The following is a 20,433-nucleotide window of genomic DNA, read 5'->3' on the forward strand; positions in this document are numbered from 1 at the left end:
GTATCGGTACTCACGATATGCTTCCTTGTATCTAGTAGAATGGAGAGTCGCGTATCTTAATGCAGCAGCCGTGCAAAACCAACCGTTACCCCTCATCCTCACATTCGGCGTGTCCGACCCGGTCGGCGCGCTCGGCGTGCAGGCCGACCTGGCGGCCTTCGCCGCGCACGGGTGCCACGGCCTGTCGGTGGTTGCCGGCATCCTGGTGGCCGACAGCGCCAGGGTCGAAAACCTGCACGAAGTCGACAGCGACTGGATGGCCGACCAGGCCAGGGTCCTGCTCGAGGACATGCCGGTGGCCGCCTTCAAGGTCGGCGCCGTCGCCAATGTGCTGCAACTGGCCGCGATCGCCGAGATCGTCTCCGACTACCCGGACGCGCCGCTTATCCTCGACCCTTTCCTGACCGCCCTGCCCGACTCCGGCCTGGCCGACGAGGAGATGCTGTCGGCGATCCGCTCCATCCTCGCGCCCCAGACCACGGTCCTGATGCTCTCGCAATCGGAACTGGGCCGCATGGCCGAGACCTGGCGCGAGCCCGGGACCGAAGGCTCGCTGCTGGAAGACGTGGCGGAACTGACCAATGCCGGCTGCCAGTACGTGCTCGTCACCGGCACCCGCGATGAACAGGGCGGCTGTTCGAATACCCTGTTCGACGCCGACGGCGTGGTCGCGAAGGTGGAATGGAAGCACCTGCCGGGCCCTTTTGTGGGCGCCGGCAATACCTATTCGGCCGCCTTCACGGCCCTGATGGCCTGTGGCATGGAAGCGCCCCAGGCGCTGTTCTCGGCCCAGGACTACACCAACGGCGCCCTCGAACACGCCCAGCGCTTCGGCATGGGCAAGTTCATTCCCAATAAATTCTACCGGGGCTAAGCAGGCCCTCAAGACCATGACTGAACACCGACCTTCCATGTCAAAGAACGACCAGCTGTTCGCCCGCGCCCAGCAGACCACGCCGGGTGGCGTGAACTCGCCGGTGCGCGCCTTCCGCTCGGTGGGCGGCACCCCGCGCTTCATCACCCGCGCCGAAGGCCCCTACTTCTGGGACGCGGACGGCAAGCGCTACATCGACTACATCGGTTCCTGGGGCCCGGCCATCGTCGGCCACGCCCACCCGCAGGTGATCAAGGCGGTGCAGGATGCGGCTGCGAACGGCCTGTCCTTCGGCGCCCCGACCGAGGGCGAGATCGAGATCGCCGAAGAGATCTGCCGCCTGGTGCCGTCGATCGAGCAGGTGCGCCTGGTCTCTTCGGGCACGGAAGCGACCATGAGCGCCCTGCGCCTGGCGCGCGGCGCGACCGGCCGCGACAAGATCGTCAAGTTCGAAGGCTGCTACCACGGCCACGCCGATTCCCTGCTGGTGAAAGCCGGCAGCGGCCTGCTCACCTTCGGCAATCCAACCTCGGCGGGCGTGCCGGAAGACTTCGTCAAGCACACCCTGGTCCTGGACTACAACAACATCCCGCAGCTGGAAGACGCCTTCGCCTCGATGGGCGACACCATCGCCTGCGTGATCGTGGAGCCGGTGGCCGGCAATATGAACCTGATCCGCGCCACGCCGGAATTCCTGACCCGCATGCGCGAACTCTGCACCGAACACGGCGCCGTGCTGATTTTCGACGAGGTGATGTGCGGCTTCCGCGTGGGCCTGGGTGGAGCGCAGGAAATGTATGGCATCACGCCGGACCTGACCGCACTGGGCAAGGTGATCGGCGGCGGCCTGCCGGTGGCGGCCTTCGGCGGCCGCGCGGAGCTGATGCAGAAGATGGCGCCGATCGGCCCGGTCTACCAGGCCGGCACCCTGTCGGGCAACCCGGTGGCGGTGGCCGCCGGCATGACCACCCTGAAGCTGATCCAGGAGCCGGGCTTCTACGAGCGCCTGGGTAGAGCGGCGGAGCGCCTGGTCAAGGGCCTCACCGAAGCGGCCAAGGAAGCGGACATTCCCTTCTGCGGCGACGCGGTGGGCGGCATGTTCGGCTTCTACTTCAGCCACAACATCCCCTCGACCTATGGCCAGATGATGGCCGGCGACAAGGAGCGCTTCAACCGCTTCTTCCACGGCATGCTGGACGAGGGCGTCTACTTCGCGCCCGCCATGTTCGAGGCGGGCTTCGTCTCGGCCCAGCACACCGACGCCGTCATCGACGAGACCATCGAAGCCGCGCGCCGCGTGTTCAAGCGTATTGGTTGAGCCCTTCCTTTACGCCTCCTGCAATTCCGCCGCGCGCTGGGTCTTCACGACCCGGCGCGATGCGCGCTTCCTCCACCAGATGATCACCCCCGTCACGCTCAGCATGGCGACGACCACGCCCATGAAGGAAATCAGGATCCGCCCCGGAATCCCGAGGATGCGTCCCGAGTGCAGCGGGAACTGGGCCTGCACGAAGATGTCCGCCGCACTCCCCTTCCATGGCTGGCGCTCGCCCAGCAGGCGGCCGTCGACGCCGTCGTAGTAGAGCACCGGCGGGCCCACGCCGCCCGTGCCGTGGTCCATGCCCGGCTCGAAGAAGCTGACCATGTAGATGCCGTATTCCTGGGAATAGAACACGCCGCCGGCCGGCGCTTCCCAGTCGCGGCGCGCCGCCTCGCTGCTCGCGGCCTGGACCACTTTTTCGAAACCCACGCGCGGCTCGATCACCTCAAAGCCCAGCTTCATGGTGCGGGTGTCGAAAGGCGTCGGCGTCACCTCGGAGACGGTCTTCATCACCGGATAGAAGATTTCGCTGTACAGGTTCAGCGAAAACGCCGTGAAGGCGAGGATCAGGAGCAGCGCCCAGGTCCACAGGCTGAAGGCGCGGTGCAGGTCGAAGTTCAGCTTGGACGAACCGCCCTTCCAGCGCACCTTCCAGGCCGGTTTCCAGCGCGCGCCCCATGACTTTCCGCCAACTGCCGCCTGCCTGCGCCGCACTGGCAGGGTCAGGTAGAAGCCGACGAAGCAGTCCACCGTCCAGATCATCGCAATCACGCCCAGCAGCCAGATGCCCCAGCGGTCGATTCCCCACATCTCGGGGATGTGCAGGGTGTAGTGCAGGCGGTAGAGGAAGGAGACGAAGGTCTCGCGGCTGATCGGCCACACCGCGCCCCATTCGCGCTTGCCCAGTTCCGCCCCCGTCACCGGGTCCAGGAAGACCTGGTTGAAGCCCGGTTCGGTCATGGCTTTCGCGGCCGGGTCGTAGCGCGGCGACACGCCGAGGGCCAGCGAACGGCCCGGTTCCGGATGCAGGGGCACGTAGGACACCCGCACGCTTGGGTACTGCGCCTCGACCTTCTGCGCCAGCAGCAGCGCCGGCTGGGCGCTGCCCGGCGTGTGCGACTCCATCAGGTGCGGATTGAGCAGGTCGTCCAGCTCGTGGTCCCATGAGATGACGGCGCCGGTCACGCCGCTCACGAACAGGAAGGCCGCGGTCAGCAGGCCGGCGTAGCGGTGCACCAGGGTCCAGAAAGCGCGCATGGCGGCGTCCTCAGAAACGGTACTTCAGCGACAGGGACGCGCTGCGCGGCGCCGCATAGGTCAGCGCGCCGTAGGCGGCGAACATGCCGAAGTGCTGCTTGTCGAAGAGGTTGTCGACGTTGAGCTGGGCCGACAGGTTCGGGCTGAACTCGTAGCGCGCCATCAGGTTGACCAGGGCGAAGGACTTCTGCTCGATCAGGCCGGTGCTGCCCGCGGGGGCCGCCGGGTCGATCGTGTAGGTGCGGCCTTCCCAGTTGACGCCGCCACCGACCGTCAGGGCGTCGAAGGCCTTGTAGGTCGTGAACACGCGCAGCAGGCGGCGCGGATAGATGCTGTTCACATCAAGGCCAGTCGCATCCTTCGCGCGGAACTGCGAATAGCCGGCGGTGGCGTTCCAGCCCGGCGCCAGTTCGCCCGACAGCTCGAACTCGAAGCCTTCGCTCTTCGCGCCTTCGGCGGCGCGGTAGTGGCTCTCTTCCAGCAAGGGGCCGGCGCCGTCGCGGTCGATGCGGCCGGCTTCCTGCGCCAGCTTGTCCTGTTCGATGCGGAACACGGCAAACGACCCGTTCAGGCGGCCACCGAAGAACTCGCCCTTCACGCCCGCCTCGTAGTTCTTGCCGACGATCGGCTCGAGGATGTTGCCGGCCAAGTCCTTGCGGTTCTGCGGCTGGAAGATGTCGGTGTAGCTGGCGTAGGCCGACCAGTTGCTGCCGAAGTCAACCACCAGGCCCGCATACGGCGTGATCTCGTTGTCGTGCTTGATCGCATAGGCGGCCGTCCACAGGCCGCGGCCGCTCTTCTCGTAGTCGGTGACGCGCGCGCCCACGATCAGCTTGAGCGGATCGGCAAGGGCAAAACGCGCCACGCCATACAGGCCGGTCTGCTTCGTCTCGCTGCTTTCGTACCAGGTCGGCGCGCCCCAGCTCGGGGTCGGGTAAGCCGCGCCATCCCAAGCGTTGAAGTCGCCCACCGAATGGTCCGCATTGCCGAAGCTTGCTGCGCGGTTATCGGAATTGAATTCCTGCTTCATGCGCGTGTAGCCGAAGGAGGCTTCATGGCGGCGGCCGAACAGCTCGAAGGGGCCACTGGCCTGCAGGCCGATATCGTCCTGCCTGGTGGTGGTAAGGTAGGAGCCGGCGAAGTCGCTCATGCCCTGCCCCGTCACGCGGTCCGGGATGCCCGACAGGTAGAGCAGGTAGGAGTCGCCGATGCGCTTGGCGTGGCTGACGCTGGCGCGCAGCTTCCAGCCATTGTCGAAGCCGTGTTCGATGCTGGCGAAACCGTTGTCGTAGCGCGAGGCCCAGCTGACCCAGTCGGCCGCCGTGGTCTTGGAACGGTCCCAGTTCGTCGCCGAGCCATCCGAGTACCAGAACGGCAGACCGCCCCACATGACGGCGCGCGGGTCCAGGTCCTGGCGGCTGAAGCCGGCCGCTAGCTGGGTGCGCGGGCCGAGGTCGGCGTCGATCACGCCGTAGATGGTCTTGCTCTCGTTTTTCAGGAGGTCGACCCAGCTGTCCGACTTGCTGTATTCGCCCACCACGCGGGCGCGCACGGTGCCGGCTGCATTCAGCGGCGTGGACACGTCGCCCATCACGCGGCGCTCCTTCCAGCGGCCGATGCCGGCTTCGACCGAACCGGCGAGTTCGCGGCTGGTGGCATGCTTGCGCACCAGGTTGATGGCGGCGGAAGGGTTGCCGGCGCCCGTCATCAGGCCGGTCGCGCCGCGCACCACTTCGACGCGCTCGAACAGCGCCAGGCTGCCGGCCACTTCGCCGGCGCTCCAGGCCTGGTCCCAGGTGGTCGGGACGCCGTCGATCTGCAGGTTGTCGATGTCGAAGCCGCGTGCGGTGAAGGCGGCGCGGTTGGTCTCGTACTGGTTGACCGAGACGCCGGTGACGTTGTTGACGACGTCGGTCACCGACTGCAGCTGCTGGTCTTCGATGCGCTGCAGGGTCACGACCGAGACCGACTGAGGCGTCTCGCGCAGCGACAGTTCGAGCGGCGTGGCGCTGCGCGCGCTGCCGGCCGTGTACGAAACGGCTTCTCCCAGCTTGCGCGCATTGACCTGTACCTGCTGGACGGCGCCGACCGGCTCGTCCGCGTCCTCCGCGTGGGCGGCGAGCGGCAGGGCGGCGGCGATCAGGAGGGCGAGTCGGGTCAGGCGGAAGGTCCGGCGGTCGTGCGTGGTCATGAGGTATCCAGAGTGAATATTGAATGCGAATGATAACAATTCTCATTCAAATGTCAATGCGGTGTACCGGGCGATGTCCGTGTTTAGTTCGCCAAAGTAAAACGGGTGGTGAAATAAAATTTCACCACCCGCTCTATTTTGAAATTTTATTGCGTCAGCGCAGCCAACCGCGGCGGCGGAAGTACCACAGCGGTGCAATGCCACAGGTGATCATCAGGCCTACTGCGAAGGGGTAGCCGAAGGTCCAGTTCAGTTCCGGAAACACCGTGAAGTTCATGCCGTAGATGCTCGCGATGAGGGTCGGCGGCAGGAAGGCGACCGAGGCCACCGAGAAGATCTTGATGATCTTGTTCTGGTTGATGTTGATGAAACCGACCGTGGCGTCCATCAGGAAGTTCACCTTGTCGAACAGGAAGGAGGTGTGGCCGTCCAGCGATTCGATGTCGCGCAGGATCTGGCGCGCTTCCTCGAACTGGTCGCTGTTCAAAAGCCGGCCGCGCATCAGGAAGCTGACCGCGCGGCGCGTGTCCATCATGTTGCGGCGGATCCGGCCGTTCAAGTCTTCCTCGTGCGCGATCGCGTTCAGCGCGGCGGCCGCGTCCTGGTCGGTGAATTCCTTCTGCAGCACGCGGGTCGAGACTTCTTCCAGCGCCTCGTAGATGCCCTCGAGCGCGTCCGCCGAATACTCGGCGTCGGTCGCGTAGAGGTCGAGCAGCACGTCCATATAGTCTTCGATCGAGCCGGGGCGCGAGCGCGCGCGCAGGCGCACCAGGCGGAACACCGGCAGGTCGTCGTTATGGACCGAGAACAGGATTTTGCCGGACAGGATGAAGGCGACGGTGACCACGCGCGACGGCCCGTCCTCCTCTTCCAGCAGGAAGTCGGTGCGCAGGTGCAGGTCGCCGTTCTCGGCTTCGTAGTAGCGGGCCGACGCTTCGATGTCCGAGACTTCGTCCTCGCCCGGCAGGGTCACGCCATAGGTCGCCTTGACCAGGGTGCGTTCCTCGTCGGTGGGTTCGTTCAGGTCGACCCAGACCGGCGTCACGTTTTCCAGGTCCTCGCGCGACTCGACGCTGACCTGGTTCAGTCGGCCATTCTGTAGGACAAATACGTTGATCATGCGCTGTTTCTCGGCCGGGATTCGAAAATTTCCGCAAGTGTAACCGACCGGCAGCGCAAGCGGCCACCCCGTACCGACAATTTCGTGGCAATTCGCGTCGCCGGCGCTAAGAACCTATCTCAGTAGGGAGGAGGAAGTTGATGGCGATGCATGGCAAGCGGGGGCAAGGCGCGAGGAGGCCGCATGGCTGGCCATGCAACGACGAACAACGCAGCACCCGCTTGTCAGGCGCGCCAGCAACGACTCATTCCCTACTGGGATAGGTTCTAAGGCACGTCCGAGAAGCGCATGCGGCGCTGGATCAGGGCCGTGCGACGCTCCAGGTAGCGGGTCGAACGGTGCTTGTCGTAGTAACGGGGATTGGGCAGCATCACGGCCAGGCGCGCAGCCTGCTGCGCGTTCAGATTCGCCGCCGGGATACGGTAATAATGGCGCGCCGCCGCTTCGGCCCCGAACACGCCGCGGCCGTACTCGACCACGTTGAGATAGACCTCGAGGATGCGCCGCTTGGACATCACGGTCTCCAGCATGAAGGCGATGATCATCTCCTGGCCCTTGCGCAGGTAGCTGCGCGAGCCGGACAGGAAGAGGTTCTTGGCCAGCTGCTGGGTGATGGTCGAACCGCCGCCGACCACCTTGCTGCGCCGCTGGTTCTTTTCAAACGCGGCTTCCAGCGCCTCCCAGTCTACCCCGCCATGCTCGGCGAAACCCGAGTCTTCCGAGGCCACCACCGCTCTCTTGAGGTTGTTGGAGATGCGCTCGTAGGGCACCCACTCGTGCTTGAGCCTGGCCTTGGGGTTCTTTTCGCGCAGTTCCGAGAGCTGCTGGCGCATGAAGCTGGTCGAGCCGGGATTGAACACCGAATACCAGCAGACCATGACGAAGAAGTAGAGCTGGACCAGCAGCACCAGCAGGATGGGGCCGAGGATGAGCCACTTGAGCCAGCGGCGCGCGCCCTTCTTCCCTGCCGATTTGGTCTTGGGCATGCTGATGGTCGCTGTGCTCATGGTCGCATCTTCTTCATGACGTCCCCCGTCTCCGGGCGCACGCCGCGCCAGATGGCGAAGGCTTCCGCGGCCTGCTCGACCAGCATGCCGAGTCCATCGCGCACGGTGGCGCCGTGCCGGCTGGCGAAGTCCATGAAGACGGTGGCTTGATTCCCATACATCATATCCAGTGCGAGCGCGCCCGGACCGAATACGGTGGGGGCCACCGGCGGCAGGTCGCCGGCGATGCTGCTGGAGGTGGCGTTGATGATGATGTCGAAGCTGCCATCGATCTGCGCGAATCCGCTCGCCTTGATCGGAACGCCATGGCGGCTGAAGTCCCTGGCCAGCGCTTCGGCGGTGGCGACGGTGCGGTTGGCGATGACGATCTCGCGCGGACCTTGCCCTATGAGCGGCAGCAGCGCCCCGCGCGCCGCGCCGCCGGCGCCGAGCAGCAGCACGCGCTTGCCCTTGATGGCGACTCCCGCATTGCGGGTGATGTCGGCCACCAGGCCGGGACCGTCGGTATTGTCGCCGACGATCTCGCCATGCGCGAAGACCAGCGTGTTGACGGCGCCGGCCGCGCGCGCCCGTTCTTCCAGGCGGGTGCAGACGCGCGCCGCCTCGATCTTGAACGGCAGGGTCACGTTGGCGCCGCGGTAGCCCTCCTCCACCAGGCGGTGCACGGTGGCCTCGAAACCGTCGAGCGGCGCGAGGCAGCGCTCGTAGACCAGGTCCTGGCCGGTCTGCGCCGCGTAGACGGGGTGGATCTCGGGCGATTTGCTGTGGGCGATCGGGTTGCCGATCACGCAGTATTTATCGGTCATCTTCTTAATTGCCTCGCAATTCAGCCTGCATCTTTTCTTCGCGCGTGAAGCGGAAACGCGTGATCACTTCCCACAGGTCGTCCTTGCCGCGCGTGCGCATATTCGCCGGGAAGGCGCCGAAGGGCGCCGCCTGGCGCACGATGCGCAGGGCCGCCGCATCCAGCGCCGGGTTGCCCGAGCCGCGTTCGACACGCGGGCCGCCATCCTTCGTGTAGATGCTGCCGTCCTGGAAGATCGGGATGTAGACCACCAGCTCGCCGTAGAGCTTCTTGCCGTTCTGCTGGGGGAAGTTGAGCGTGCCGATCTCCTCGATCCGCTTCTGCATCTCTTTATAGTAGAGCGCGTAGCCGACCTGGCGTGTGCTGGGCGTGATCTGGGTGCGCTTGGGACGCTTGTTCTGGTCCTCGATGCGCTCGATGACCTCGGCGGCGGCGCGCGAGATGGCGCGGCTGGTGTCGAAGGCGTCGTTGCCGGTACGTGTCGGGTCGGGCTTGTCCTGTTCCGTTTTCGGCGGCGCGCTGAAGGTGGATTTCTGCACGCGGGTCAGCACGTTCTGCTGTTGCTGTTCGAGGTCGGCGATGCGGCGCTGCAGGGCCTTGATGCTTTCGCCGTTCTCGATTTTCCGCAGGTCGGGCAGCGGGGAGCGGGAGCGGCCCGCGTCCGCCGTGCCGCCGCCTTCCAGGTTGGCCTGGGCCAGCGCGTCGGCCTTGGCAGGTGCGTTCGCGTGCTTGGCGTTGACCAGGATGACTTCGAGCCCCGGATCGGCGGGCTGCTGCCGGAAGGCGTCCGGCGCGGCGAAACGCACGGCCAGCAGGCCTGCGTGCGCGAGCACGGAGACGCCGAGGGCGATGATCAGGGGGCGGTTGTTCTGCAAATACTTCACTGCGCGTGCCCGCGGGGGGCTTGGGAATCAGGGATGGGGCATTCTACCCTGCAACTGGACGCGCGGGTGTTGTAGGGTGGTCGGCTTTGCCGACCGCGCGTTCAAACAGTGCATGATAGACAAGCGTCGCATCTATTCATGTTCAGGTTGAACGCGCGGACGGCGGAGCCGTCCACCCTACGGTGTCAGGCTGTTCCCGCGTTGGCAGGAACCTCGACGCCATCCTCCGTCGTGACCGCGGCAACCACACCTTCCGCCTCCACGACTTCGGCCAGCGCCGCTTCCCCGGTATCGCCCTCTTCCTCTTCTTCGAGTTCGAGCGAAGCATCCGGCGCCACCGCCGCCACCTCGAGCAGGCGCGCCTCGAGCGACAGGTCGACTTCGTCCCAGCGCACGATATCGAGTTTCACCTGCGCCCCGCGCGGCGCCGAGGGCATGCCGGTCAGGCGCACCACCAGCGGAATCTCGACCAGGCGCACGATCTCTTCCTTCAGCACCACGGCATCGACCTGCTTGGCCTGCTCCTGGCCCAGCCAGCGCAGGCACCAGTAGCGTTCCATGTTCTGCTGGAAGTCGTTGTAGGCCGCATACGCCGCATCGAAAGCCGAGACGATGGAGAACAGCGTCGCGTCGCGGTGCTTGAACGGGGCCACCAGCGGCGCGGTCACGCCATTGGCGGCGCAGGCCAGGATCTGCCACTGGTTCACCAGGTCGGTGTAGCGGCGCAGCGGCGAGGTGCTCCATGCGTACTGGTCCACGCCCAGGCCCTGGTGCGGGGCGGCGTGGGTCACCATGCGGACCTGGATCTTGGCATTCCAGCCACCGGCGCCCGGCCCCTGGGAGCGGTAGATGCCCGGCACGCCCGAGTCGTGCAGCAGCTTGCCCCAGGTGCTGTTCGCGAAGATCATCAGCTCGGCCACGATCTTGTCGAGCGGCGCGCCGCGCTTGCGGCGCACGATGCTGACCACGTCGTCCTCGACGTAGAAGTTGAAGTCGACGCGGTTGGCCTGCTCGGGCTTCAGGCCGAAGGCTTCGCGCTTCTTCATGCGGCCCGCTTCCAGTTGCAGCGCCCACTGCCACAGGAAGCCCAGTTCTTCCTTGTGCGGATACTCGCCCTCGCCGCTGGCCAGGGTTTCCTCGTTGACCACGTCATCGAGGTCGTTGTGGCGCAGATTCGATTTCACCGGCACGCGCTCGGCGCGGGTGGTGGTCGAGACCACAGTCCAGTCCTGCGGGTTCAGCACGGCGTACAGCGACAGCGCCGGGCAATCGTTCCCTTCGGCCAGGGTGAAGGCGTCCACCACCTCGTCCGGCAGCATGGTGATCTTATCGCCCGGCATGTAGACGGTCGACATGCGGGCGCGCGCGATCTTGTCGATGGCGTCGTCCGGACGGATGCCCAGGCCCGGCGCCGCGATGTGGATGCCCACTCGCACGGTGCCGTCGTCCAGCTTCACCACCGAGAACGCGTCGTCGATCTCGGTCGTGGTCACGTCGTCGATCGAGAAAGCGGCGACGTCTGCCAGCGGCAGGTCGGCGGGCGCCTTCGGCACTTCCACTTGCGGGAAGCCCGCGCCACGCGGGAAGTGCTCGAACAGGAAGCGCGCCATGTGCAGTTCCTTGGGAGAAGACAGGCCACCCGTGTTCAGCATCAGGCGCGGGGCCGTGGTCTGCATCTCGGAAGCGGCGGCTTCGAGCGCCTTGTACTCGATGGTGTTCTTGTCCGGCTTGAAAAGCAGCTGCTGCACGATGGACTGCATCGAGGCGGGGAGTTTGCCGGCCTTGAGCTCCTCGACGTAGCCGGCCTGGATGATGGCCTGCTGCTTCTTCTTCTCGATGCCGGCCAGGGCCGCCTTCAGGGTCTGCTCGGGTGCGGCCTTGTAGCGTCCGCGGCCCTTCTTGTGGAAGTAGATCGGGGCGGCGTGCAGGGCCAGCACCAGGCCGGCCGCCTCGGCGGGCAGCGGGGCGTGGCCGAAGTATTCGGCGCCCAGTTCCGCGAAACCGAATTCCTCCTGGCCGGCGACTTCCCACAGGAAGTCGAGGTCGACCTCGGCGGCGATGGTCTTCGCGGCCGCCATCAGGGCTTCCGGTTCCGGATTCGCGAACTGGATCAGCACATCCTTGGACTTGACCTTGCTGCGCTTGCCGCTGGCCAGCTCCACCTGGTAGGCCTCGCCCGCCTGCGACAGCACGGTGCCGACCTTGAAGTCGCCCGACTCTTCAAAAAATACGTTCATATTATTTCGTGTTCTGTTTGGGTTTGGCCGGCTGCAGCTTCAGCACCTCGGGCAAGAATACCTCGGTGACCAGGAGCAGGCCTTGATGGCGGCGATAGACGCAGCGCCGCGCATAGTAAATCGTGTCGTCCGCCCCGCCGATGACCGCGCGCACGCGTGCAAACAGCGGATGGCCCGCGCGGATGCGCGCGAATTCCAGCTGGCCGCGCCGCACCAGCGGGTCGTAGAAGAGCGTCGTGCCGAGCGAGCGTTCGCCCAGCGCAGAGAACAGGGGCCAGTCGCTGGCCGTGCAGCTTGTGGGCACCACGGTGTGGCCGAAGACCGCCGGCTTGCCGTCGCATTCGAGCAGCACCTCGCGTTCCCACACCCGTTCCGGGCGCGGCAGGCCGATCGCCCGCGCCTCGTCCGCCAGGCACATGGCGCTCTTCTGGTGCAGCCGGCGCACGCGAAAACGCTCGCTGTGAGCGATCAGGCGCGCCGTCAGCGAACCTTCGGTGGTCAGCCAGTCGTGCATCGTTGCCGGCGCACGCACGGCGCCCGCGTGCGGCTGCCACGCCGCCTGCCGCAGAGACCCGCTCCTCACTGGACCGAGCCTGTGCAGAAGGCCAGCACTTCGTCCACGTACCGAGGGAATTCCGAGATCGCATGGTCGCTGCCCTCGATCACGTGCTGCTTCGCGCCCGCGTAGTGCGCCACCATATCGCGGTAGTCGAGCACTTCGTCGCCGGTCGCGGCCACCAGGAAGTAGCGTTCCGGCCGCGTGATGTTCTCCACGCGCAGCGCGGCAAGCTCGTCGATGTATTCGCGGCGGAACTCGAACGGCTCGTCCGAGTGCCAGGCCGTGGTGACCCCAACGTGATGTTCGAGATTCTTCAGTGGATTCACGGAGGGGTTGAGCAGCACCGCACGGACGCCCAGGCGCTCGGCCAGCCAGGTGGCGTAGAAGCCGCCCAGCGAAGAGCCGATGATGGACAGATTATCCGGCGCATGACGCTCGGCCAGCAGCAGCGCCAGTTCCATCGCCGCCTTCGGCGAGGCCGGCAGCTGCGGGCAGATCAGCTCGTGCGCGCGGCCGGCGTCTTCCAATGCCTTCTGCACCACCCGCGCCTTGAAGGACTTCGGCGAGGAACGGAAGCCGTGCAAGTACAGAATCATGGAGCCAGCGCGTCCAGCAGTTTCTGGTGCACGCCGCCGAAGCCGCCGTTGCTCATCACGAGGATGTGGTCGCCCGGCTGGGCCGCCTGCACGATGGCCTGCACCATGTAGTCCAGCTGGTCGAAGCTGTGGGCGATGGCGCCCAGCGGCTTCAGCGCGTCCGCGAGCGACCAGCCCAGCGCCTGCTGGCTGCCGAAGCCGAATACCAGGTCGGCGTCCTTCAGGCTGCCCGGCAGCGCATCCTTCATGGCGCCCAGCTTCATGGTATTCGAGCGCGGTTCCAGCACGGCCAGGATGCGGCCGGTGGTTCCAATTTTCTGGCGCAGGCCACCCACGGTGGTCGCGATCGCGGTCGGGTGGTGGGCGAAGTCGTCGTAGACGGTGATGTCGTTGACCTTGCCGCGCACTTCCATCCGGCGCTTCACGCTCTGGAAGCGCGACAGGGCGGCGATGGCCTGCGAGGTCGGCACGCCCACGTGGCGGGCGGCGGCGATCGCGGCCAGCGCGTTCGAGCGGTTGTGGTGGCCGGTCAGCTCCCAGTGCACGGTGCCCTGCACATCACCGTTGAACAGCACGTCGAAATTGCCGCCCTGGTGCTCGACCATGGTCCAGTTCACGCCGTCGGATATGCCGAAGGTTTCCTTCTCGCTCCAGCAGCCGCGCTTGATCACGCGGGCGAGCGAGGCTTCGTCGCCATTCACGACCAGGCGGCCCACGCCCGGCACGGTGCGCACCAGGTGGTGGAACTGGGTCTCGATGGCGCCGATGTCCGGGAAGATGTCGGCGTGGTCGTATTCGAGGTTGTTCAGCACCGCGGTTTTCGCGTGGTAGTGCACGAACTTGCTGCGCTTATCAAAAAAGGCGGTGTCGTACTCATCCGCCTCGATCACGAAGAAATCGCTCGGCTTGTCGCCATGCAGGCGGGCCGACACGCCGAAGTTCATTGGCACGCCGCCGATCAGGAAGCCCGGCGCATAGCCCGCGTCTTCCAGGATCCAGGCCAGCATCGAGGTGGTCGTGGTCTTGCCGTGCGTGCCGGCCACGGCCAGCACCCATTTCTCGCGCAGGATGTGCTCGCCGATCCACTGCGGACCGGAGACGTAAGGCAAGCCGCGGTTCAGGATCTCTTCGATCAGCGGATTCCCGCGCGTCATGACGTTGCCGATCACATACAGGTCGGGGTTGAGCGACACCTGCTCCGGGCCATAGCCCTGGATCAGTTCGATCCCCTGCGCTTCCAGCTGGGTGCTCATCGGGGGATAGACGTTGGCGTCGCAACCGGTGACACGGTGGCCGGCCTCCTTGGCCAGGACCGCCAGGCCACCCATGAAGGTGCCGCAGATACCGAGAATATGAATGTGCATGTCGTGGAAGAAAGTGCAGGTCGAAAAGAGCGAATACGCGATTTTACCCGACCCGCTGTCATTTTCCGTTCAAGAGTATGATTCAGCCATCATGCCCACACAGAACAATGATGTACTCCAGTTGCGCGCTGAAATCGCTGCAGGTGCGGCGCGCATGGTTGCCCAGGATGGCGCCGACTATGACACCGCCCGCCGCAAGGCCGCCCGTCAGGTGCTCGGCGTGGACCGCCCGGCCCCCAACCTGATGCCCGACAATCTCCAGATCGAGGACGAAGTCCGTAAGTACCAGAGCCTGTTCGGCGGCCCCGGCCATGCCCTGCGCCTGAACGCCATGCGCGAGACCGCCCTGCAGGTGATGGACCAGCTCGCCGACTTCCGCCCCTACCTCACCGGCGCCGTCCTCAACGGCACGGCGGGAGAGCACGACGAGATCCACCTGCAACTCTTTGCCGACAGCGCAAAGGAAGTCGAGATTTACCTCCTCAACCGCAACGTCAATATAGAGATCTCGGAAACGCCCCATTTCAAGGGCGGACGCCACGATCCGGTTGAAACCGTGAGCTTCATGTGGCATAAGGAAACTATTCATGCCGAGTTGTATGATTTTCACGATTTGCGCGGTGCGCTGAAGCCGCGTGGGGATGGCCGCCTGCAGCGGGTCGACGCAGCCGGGCTGCGCGCGCTGATGGCGAACGACGAAACACTGGAACAGGACGAATGAACAAGAAACACGTGGCCGCTTATGCGGTCGTTGCCGCCATGTTTGGCATCATGGGCGCGCTGGTCGCCATCAACAAGAAAGACCCTCCCCCGATCACCACCGCGATTGCCCCGACCGGCGGCAAGCCGCACACGGCGGTGGACAATCTGTTCAGGCAGTCGCTCAACGACCTCGACGGCGCCCCCCAGCCGCTGGCGAAGTGGAAGGGCAAGCCGCTGCTGGTGAATTTCTGGGCAACCTGGTGCGCGCCCTGCGTGCAGGAGATGCCGGAACTGTCCGAACTGGCCGGCCTGGACGCCGGCAAGACCTTCAATGTGATCGGCATCGGCATCGATTCGCCCTCGAACATGAAGGAATTCGCGGCCAAGCTGAAGATTGCCTACCCGCTGTACGTGGCAGGGATGGGCGGGACGGAACTGTCGCGGGAATTCGGCAATACGGCCGGTGGCCTGCCCTATACCGTATTGATCGGCGCCGATGGCCAGGTAAAGAAAACCTATCTCGGCAAATTGAAATTCGACGAATTGCGCGCCGATCTCGCGAAGTTGTAATGTGCGCGCCGGGTTTTACGTAATTGAAACCCGGCGCCTGCGAACGATCGTTCTATTCGGAATATCGGCGATTATGCGCCTATCGCCGCACAATTTTACTGCTTGCCAATAGCCGAGCTTGGCGGCACAATGCCTTCCTTTCGGGCGTTCCAGACTCTTCAACATGGCGAAAAAGCTACTGCTGCTCAACGGCCCCAACCTCAATTTATTGGGGACCCGGGAGCCGGCGGTGTACGGCGCGACGACGCTGGCCGACATCGAGGCGGCGGCGGTGGCCCAGGCACAGGCGGCAGGCGCGGCATTGGCCAGCTTCCAGAGCAACCATGAAGGAGCCCTGATCGACCGCATCCACGCCGCGCGCGACGAAGGCGTGGACGCGATCGTCATCAATCCTGGCGGCCTGACCCACACCAGCGTGGCCTTGCGCGATGCGCTTGCGGCGGTGGCGATACCTTTCGTGGAAGTGCACATCTCGAATGTGCATGCCCGCGAGTCCTTCCGGCATCACTCTTTCCTAGCAGCGATCGCACAAGGTGTGATCTGTGGTCTGGGGCCTGATGGATACCGGTTTGCCATCGACTTTGCGCTTAAATCGCGTTAATCTACGTCAACTTCATGTATCAGCGGGGAGCGCACCCACCCATCAGCGCGCTGCCGGCTCTCTAAAACGAATAATTCCAAGGGGTTTCACATGGATCTCAGAAAACTCAAGACCTTGATCGACCTGGTCGCCGAATCGGACATCGCCGAGCTCGAAGTGACCGAAGGCGAAAGCAAGGTCCGCATCGTCAAGTCCTCCGCAATCCCGCAGAATCAGATGGTCATGCTGCCGCAGCAAGGCGTGCAGCAATACGCCGCGCCGGCCGTCCAGGCAGCCCCTGCCCCGGCCGCAGCCGCGCCAAGCGCCGCTCCCGCAGCCGCCGCCGAAACCGGCCACGTCGTGAAGTCGCCGATGGTCGGCACCTTCTACCGCAGCTCGGCGCCGGGCGCCCCGGCATTCGTCGAAGTCGGCCAGAGCATCAAGTCGGGCGACACCCTGTGCATCATCGAAGCGATGAAGCTCCTGAACGAGATCGATGCCGACGTCGCCGGCACGGTCACCAAGATCCTCGTGGAAAACGGCCAGCCGGTCGAATTCGGCCAGCCGCTGTTCGTCATCGGCTAAGTACCCTCCGGCCCGGCGGTGTCCTGCCGCCCCGCCCATTCATGTCGTGTCCGGCGCGCTTTCTTATCAAGACGGTTGCGCCGGTTTTCACTGAAACACCGAACCTACCATGTTTGAAAAAATCCTCATCGCCAACCGTGGTGAAATCGCGCTGCGTATCCAGCGCGCTTGCCGCGAGCTGGGCATCAAGACGGTCGTCGTTCACTCCGAGGCGGACAAGGACGCCAAGTACGTGAAGCTGGCGGACGAATCCGTCTGCATCGGCCCGGCCCAGTCGGCGCTCAGCTACCTGAACATGCCGGCCATCATCAGCGCCGCCGAAGTGACGGATGCCGAGGCTATCCACCCGGGCTACGGCTTCCTGTCGGAGAACGCCGACTTCGCCGAGCGCGTCGAAAAGTCGGGCTTCGTCTTCATCGGCCCGCGTTCCGACTCGATCCGCCTGATGGGCGACAAGGTCTCGGCCAAGCAGGCGATGATCAAGGCCGGCGTGCCCTGCGTGCCGGGTTCGGACGGCGCCCTGCCCGACGATCCGAAGGAAATCATCCAGACCGCGCGCCGCATCGGCTACCCGGTCATCATCAAGGCCGCCGGCGGCGGCGGTGGCCGCGGCATGCGCGTGGTCCACACCGAAGCGGCCCTGCTGGGCGCGGTGCAGATGACCAAGACCGAAGCCGGCACCGCCTTCGGCAATCCGGAAGTCTATATGGAGAAGTTCCTGGAAAATCCGCGTCACGTGGAAATCCAGGTGCTGGCCGACGAGCACAAGAACGCCGTCTGGCTGGGCGAACGCGACTGCTCGATGCAGCGCCGCCACCAGAAGGTCATCGAGGAAGCGCCGGCGCCGGGCATCCCGCGCAAGCTGATCGAGAAGATCGGCGACCGCTGCGCCGAAGCCTGCCGCAAGATCGGCTACCGCGGCGCGGGCACCTTCGAATTCCTGTACGAGAACGGCGAGTTCTACTTCATCGAGATGAACACCCGCGTGCAGGTCGAACACCCGGTCACCGAGATGATCACCGGGATCGACATCGTCCAGGAACAGATCCGCATCGCCTGCGGCGAGAAGCTGCGCTTCAAGCAGCGCGACATCATGCTGTCGGGCCACGCGATCGAGTGCCGCATCAATGCGGAAGACCCGTTCAAGTTCATCCCCTCGCCGGGCCGCATCACCGGCTGGCACCCGCCGGGCGGCCCCGGCATCCGTGTCGATTCGCACTCGTATGCGGGATACTATGTTCCACCTCATTACGACTCGATGATTGGCAAGGTAATTTCCTATGGTGCGACGCGCGAGCAGGCTATCCGCCGCATGCAAATCGCGCTCTCGGAAATGGTGGTTGAAGGTATCCTCACCAATATCCCGCTGCACCGTGAGCTGATGGTCGACGCCCGCTTCATCGAGGGCGGCACCAACATCCACTACCTGGAGCACAAGCTGGCCTCGAAGCCGGACCTGCCGAAGGAAGGTGGTCTCGGTTCGAAATCGGACACCAAGGTAGACGCATGAGCTGGACCGAAGTCGTCATCGAAGTAGCGCGCGATCACGCCGAGGCGCTGTCGGACGCCCTGATGGAAGCGGGCGCCCTGTCGGTCTCGGTGGAAGACGCGGACGAAGGCACGGACGCGGAAAAACCGCTGTTCGGCGAGCCGGGCATGGAACCCACCGAAACCGCGTGGGACCATAGCCGCGTCGTCGCGCTCACCGAGCTTGATGCGGACCAGTTCGCGATCGTGCAGGAAGCCGCCAACGCCATCAAACTGCCGGTCGTACCCTCCTTCACCACCCGCGCGGTGGCGGACGCCGACTGGGTGCGCCTGACCCAATCTCAGTTCGAGCCCATCCACATCGGCAAGAACATCTGGGTCGTGCCGAGCTGGCACGAGGCGCCGGACCCGAACGGCCTGATTCTCGAGCTGGATCCCGGCCTGGCCTTCGGCACCGGCAGCCACCCGACCACCCGCCTGTGCATGGAGTGGCTGGAAGCGCACCCGGCGCCCGGCAAATCGGTGCTGGACTACGGCTGCGGCTCGGGCATCCTGGCGATGGTCGCCAAGAAGCTGGGGGCGCAAGACGTGGCCGGGGTCGACATCGACCCGCAGGCCATCGAATCGGCGCGCAGCAATGCCGAGCGAAATAAGGTCAGCATCGACTACTACCTGCCGGACGATTTCGCCGCAGCGCCAAACGAGCGTCACGCGAAAGGCCAGTTCGACATCGTGGTGGCCAACATCCTGTCGAGCCCATTGAAGCTGATGGCGCCGATGCTCTCTGGCCGCGTGGCGCCCGCTGGTAGCTTGATTCTGTCGGGCGTGCTGGCGCGCCAGGCCGAGGAAGTTGCCGCCGCCTACGCACCTTTCATCAAGCTGGGCGTCTGGGCCGAGCAGGACGGCTGGGTCGCCCTTCACGGGACGCTCGGCCAGGACACCGCACCCGCGCCGCGTTCCGCCAACGGCTAAGGGACACCCAGGCATGGCGCTCGCCACCCAATGCCCCCACTGCGGCACGATGTTCCGCGTTGCCGCGGACCAGCTCAAGCTGCGTGGGGGCATTGTGCGCTGCGGCGCCTGCCAGGGCGTCTTCGACGGGAATACCGCGCTGGTCGACCTGGCCGCCGCGGCTCCCGTCTCTCCCCCTCCTCCATCCGCACCGGCGCCAGAGCCGGAACCACCCGCCGCGGCAGCGGAAGAAGACCCGATCTTCACCCTCGAATTCGATCGCACCTTCGCACCCTTCGGCATCATTCCGCAGGTGAGCAGCGAGGACGAAGCGCGCGAGGAAGACGAAGTGCTGGTGGTCGACCTGCCCGAGCCTGAGATTCCCGTTCCGGAACCCGAGCCCGAGCCGGTCACGGAGCCCGAACCGCCCACGCCGCCGGAAACGCCACCCGAGATCGAACCGGTGGTCCAGCCCGAACCGGAACCGGTGCCCGAAACGGTGCCGGAGCCCGAACCCGCGCCGCAGCCTGCGGCCGAAATGCCCGCGGATGAGGAGCTGGTCGCCGCGCCTGTCCGCGACGACCGCGAGGAGGTGGCCGCGCCTCCCCCATCCTTGCCGAAAGCCGCTGCGGGCGCCCCGCTGCTGCTGCGCGAATCGGGCCCCACCACCGTCACCATGCCGGCCCCGCCGAGCGCACCCCCGGTCGCACCGCGCACGCCGCGCGCCAAGGCTCAGGAGGCGCGCGCCGCGCGCCGCTCCAAGCTGACGCCCACCAGGATCGAGCCGCCCAAGCTGCGCGTGCCGGAATCCGACGAGCCGGAATTCGTGCGTCGCGGCCGCCAGCGCGAGCGCTCCGGCAAGGCCGTGCGCATCGCCATGATCGTCGGCAGCCTGGTGCTGCTGCTGGTGCTCGCGGCCCAGGCCGTGTCCACTTTCCGCAATACGCTGGCGGCGCGCTATCCGGGCCTCAAACCGACGCTCGTATCCGCCTGCGCCCTGCTCGGCTGCCGCGTCGAGCTGCCGGCCCGGATCGAGCAGCTGGTGGTGGAAACCGGCGAGCTGACCACGCTGGGCGGCAACGCCTATACCTTCACGACCCTGCTGCGCAACCAGGGCGAGCTGGTCCAGGCCTGGCCGAGCCTGGAGCTCACGCTGTCGGACGCCGATGACAAGCCGCTGGTGCGCCGCGTGTTCGGCCCACGCGACTATCTCCCTGCCGGCCCGCTGCAGGAAGCCGGCTTCGCCGCGCGCAGCGAGCAGGCCGTCAGGCTGCACTTCCGTGTCGAGGACCCGGCTCCGTCGGGTTACCATATCGCGGTCTTCTATCCTTGATTGTTATCC

The 20,433-nt window shown here is 65.6% G+C and carries 19 protein-coding genes; 9 read left to right on the top strand and 10 right to left on the bottom strand.

Features of this window, described 5'->3' with window-relative positions; all coding sequences use genetic code 11:
* The first annotated feature begins 70 nt into the window (after positions 1–70).
* Together thiD and hemL are read left to right on the top strand one after the other, a co-directional pair.
* Entirely contained in the window at positions 71–874 is an 804-nt protein-coding gene (gene thiD / locus NX780_RS05130) for a bifunctional hydroxymethylpyrimidine kinase/phosphomethylpyrimidine kinase (protein ID WP_258826781.1), read from the top strand.
* Between the two features lie 16 nt (positions 875–890).
* Positions 891–2,192 (top strand): glutamate-1-semialdehyde 2,1-aminomutase, encoded by a 1,302-nt coding sequence (hemL, locus tag NX780_RS05135; protein WP_258826782.1) that lies wholly within the window; start codon positions 891–893, stop codon positions 2,190–2,192.
* Positions 2,193–2,201: 9 nt separating this feature from the next.
* On the opposite strand, the gene NX780_RS05140 is transcribed toward hemL, so the two are convergent.
* The 10 genes from NX780_RS05140 to mpl form a co-directional block, all read right to left on the bottom strand.
* A complete protein-coding gene (locus NX780_RS05140) occupies positions 2,202–3,452 on the bottom strand; it encodes a PepSY-associated TM helix domain-containing protein (RefSeq protein ID WP_258826783.1) in 1,251 nt (416 codons plus the stop codon).
* A 10-nt stretch (positions 3,453–3,462) separates the two neighbouring features.
* The gene (locus NX780_RS05145) at positions 3,463–5,643 is read right to left on the bottom strand and encodes a TonB-dependent siderophore receptor (protein WP_258826784.1); all 2,181 of its coding nucleotides are present in this window, start codon (positions 5,641–5,643) and stop codon (positions 3,463–3,465) included.
* Between the two features lie 154 nt (positions 5,644–5,797).
* A complete protein-coding gene (corA, locus tag NX780_RS05150; RefSeq protein ID WP_258826785.1) occupies positions 5,798–6,763 on the bottom strand; it encodes a magnesium/cobalt transporter CorA in 966 nt (321 codons plus the stop codon).
* A 266-nt stretch (positions 6,764–7,029) separates the two neighbouring features.
* The gene (mtgA, locus tag NX780_RS05155; RefSeq protein ID WP_370663580.1) at positions 7,030–7,770 is read right to left on the bottom strand and encodes a monofunctional biosynthetic peptidoglycan transglycosylase; all 741 of its coding nucleotides are present in this window, start codon (positions 7,768–7,770) and stop codon (positions 7,030–7,032) included.
* Positions 7,767–8,576 (bottom strand): shikimate dehydrogenase, encoded by an 810-nt coding sequence (gene aroE / locus NX780_RS05160; protein WP_258826786.1) that lies wholly within the window; start codon positions 8,574–8,576, stop codon positions 7,767–7,769. Before aroE ends, mtgA begins: the two co-directional genes overlap by 4 nt.
* Before the next feature lie 4 nt (positions 8,577–8,580).
* Positions 8,581–9,459 carry a TonB C-terminal domain-containing protein gene (locus tag NX780_RS05165; RefSeq protein ID WP_258826787.1) on the bottom strand — a complete coding sequence of 293 codons (879 nt, stop codon included), beginning with the start codon at positions 9,457–9,459 and terminating at the stop codon, positions 8,581–8,583.
* 185 nt (positions 9,460–9,644) lie between these two features.
* Complete coding sequence (locus NX780_RS05170) at positions 9,645–11,696, bottom strand: ribonuclease catalytic domain-containing protein (protein ID WP_258826788.1); 2,052 nt, start codon at positions 11,694–11,696, stop codon at positions 9,645–9,647.
* 1 nt (position 11,697) lies between these two features.
* The gene (locus NX780_RS05175) at positions 11,698–12,279 is read right to left on the bottom strand and encodes a chorismate--pyruvate lyase family protein (RefSeq protein ID WP_258826789.1); all 582 of its coding nucleotides are present in this window, start codon (positions 12,277–12,279) and stop codon (positions 11,698–11,700) included.
* Positions 12,276–12,851 carry a YqiA/YcfP family alpha/beta fold hydrolase gene (locus NX780_RS05180; RefSeq protein WP_258826790.1) on the bottom strand — a complete coding sequence of 192 codons (576 nt, stop codon included), beginning with the start codon at positions 12,849–12,851 and terminating at the stop codon, positions 12,276–12,278. Before NX780_RS05180 ends, NX780_RS05175 begins: the two co-directional genes overlap by 4 nt.
* The gene (gene mpl, locus NX780_RS05185) at positions 12,848–14,215 is read right to left on the bottom strand and encodes a UDP-N-acetylmuramate:L-alanyl-gamma-D-glutamyl-meso-diaminopimelate ligase (protein WP_258826791.1); all 1,368 of its coding nucleotides are present in this window, start codon (positions 14,213–14,215) and stop codon (positions 12,848–12,850) included. The genes NX780_RS05180 and mpl overlap by 4 nt, the downstream gene beginning before the upstream one ends.
* 88 nt (positions 14,216–14,303) lie before the next feature.
* Between mpl and NX780_RS05190 the strand changes: the two genes are divergently transcribed.
* The 7 genes from NX780_RS05190 to NX780_RS05220 all read left to right on the top strand — a co-directional run bounded on the left by NX780_RS05190 (position 14,304) and on the right by NX780_RS05220 (position 20,424).
* The gene (locus NX780_RS05190; protein WP_370663586.1) at positions 14,304–14,936 is read left to right on the top strand and encodes a hypothetical protein; all 633 of its coding nucleotides are present in this window, start codon (positions 14,304–14,306) and stop codon (positions 14,934–14,936) included.
* Complete coding sequence (locus tag NX780_RS05195) at positions 14,933–15,487, top strand: TlpA family protein disulfide reductase (RefSeq protein ID WP_258826792.1); 555 nt, start codon at positions 14,933–14,935, stop codon at positions 15,485–15,487. The genes NX780_RS05190 and NX780_RS05195 overlap by 4 nt, the downstream gene beginning before the upstream one ends.
* Positions 15,488–15,650: 163 nt before the next feature.
* A complete protein-coding gene (gene aroQ / locus NX780_RS05200) occupies positions 15,651–16,088 on the top strand; it encodes a type II 3-dehydroquinate dehydratase (RefSeq protein ID WP_258826793.1) in 438 nt (145 codons plus the stop codon).
* A gap of 90 nt (positions 16,089–16,178) precedes the next feature.
* A complete protein-coding gene (gene accB / locus NX780_RS05205) occupies positions 16,179–16,652 on the top strand; it encodes an acetyl-CoA carboxylase biotin carboxyl carrier protein (protein ID WP_258826794.1) in 474 nt (157 codons plus the stop codon).
* A 109-nt stretch (positions 16,653–16,761) separates the two neighbouring features.
* Positions 16,762–18,162, top strand: a complete 1,401-nt coding sequence (accC, locus tag NX780_RS05210) for an acetyl-CoA carboxylase biotin carboxylase subunit (RefSeq protein WP_258826795.1) — start codon at positions 16,762–16,764, stop codon at positions 18,160–18,162.
* A complete protein-coding gene (prmA, locus tag NX780_RS05215; protein WP_258826796.1) occupies positions 18,159–19,112 on the top strand; it encodes a 50S ribosomal protein L11 methyltransferase in 954 nt (317 codons plus the stop codon). The genes accC and prmA overlap by 4 nt, the downstream gene beginning before the upstream one ends.
* Positions 19,113–19,125: 13 nt before the next feature.
* Positions 19,126–20,424, top strand: coding sequence for a zinc-ribbon and DUF3426 domain-containing protein (locus NX780_RS05220; RefSeq protein WP_258826797.1), 1,299 nt, complete (start codon positions 19,126–19,128; stop codon positions 20,422–20,424).
* The last annotated feature ends 9 nt before the right edge of the window (positions 20,425–20,433 follow it).

This window comes from Massilia agri (assembly GCF_024753255.1).
GTDB lineage: Bacteria > Pseudomonadota > Gammaproteobacteria > Burkholderiales > Burkholderiaceae_D > Telluria > Telluria agri.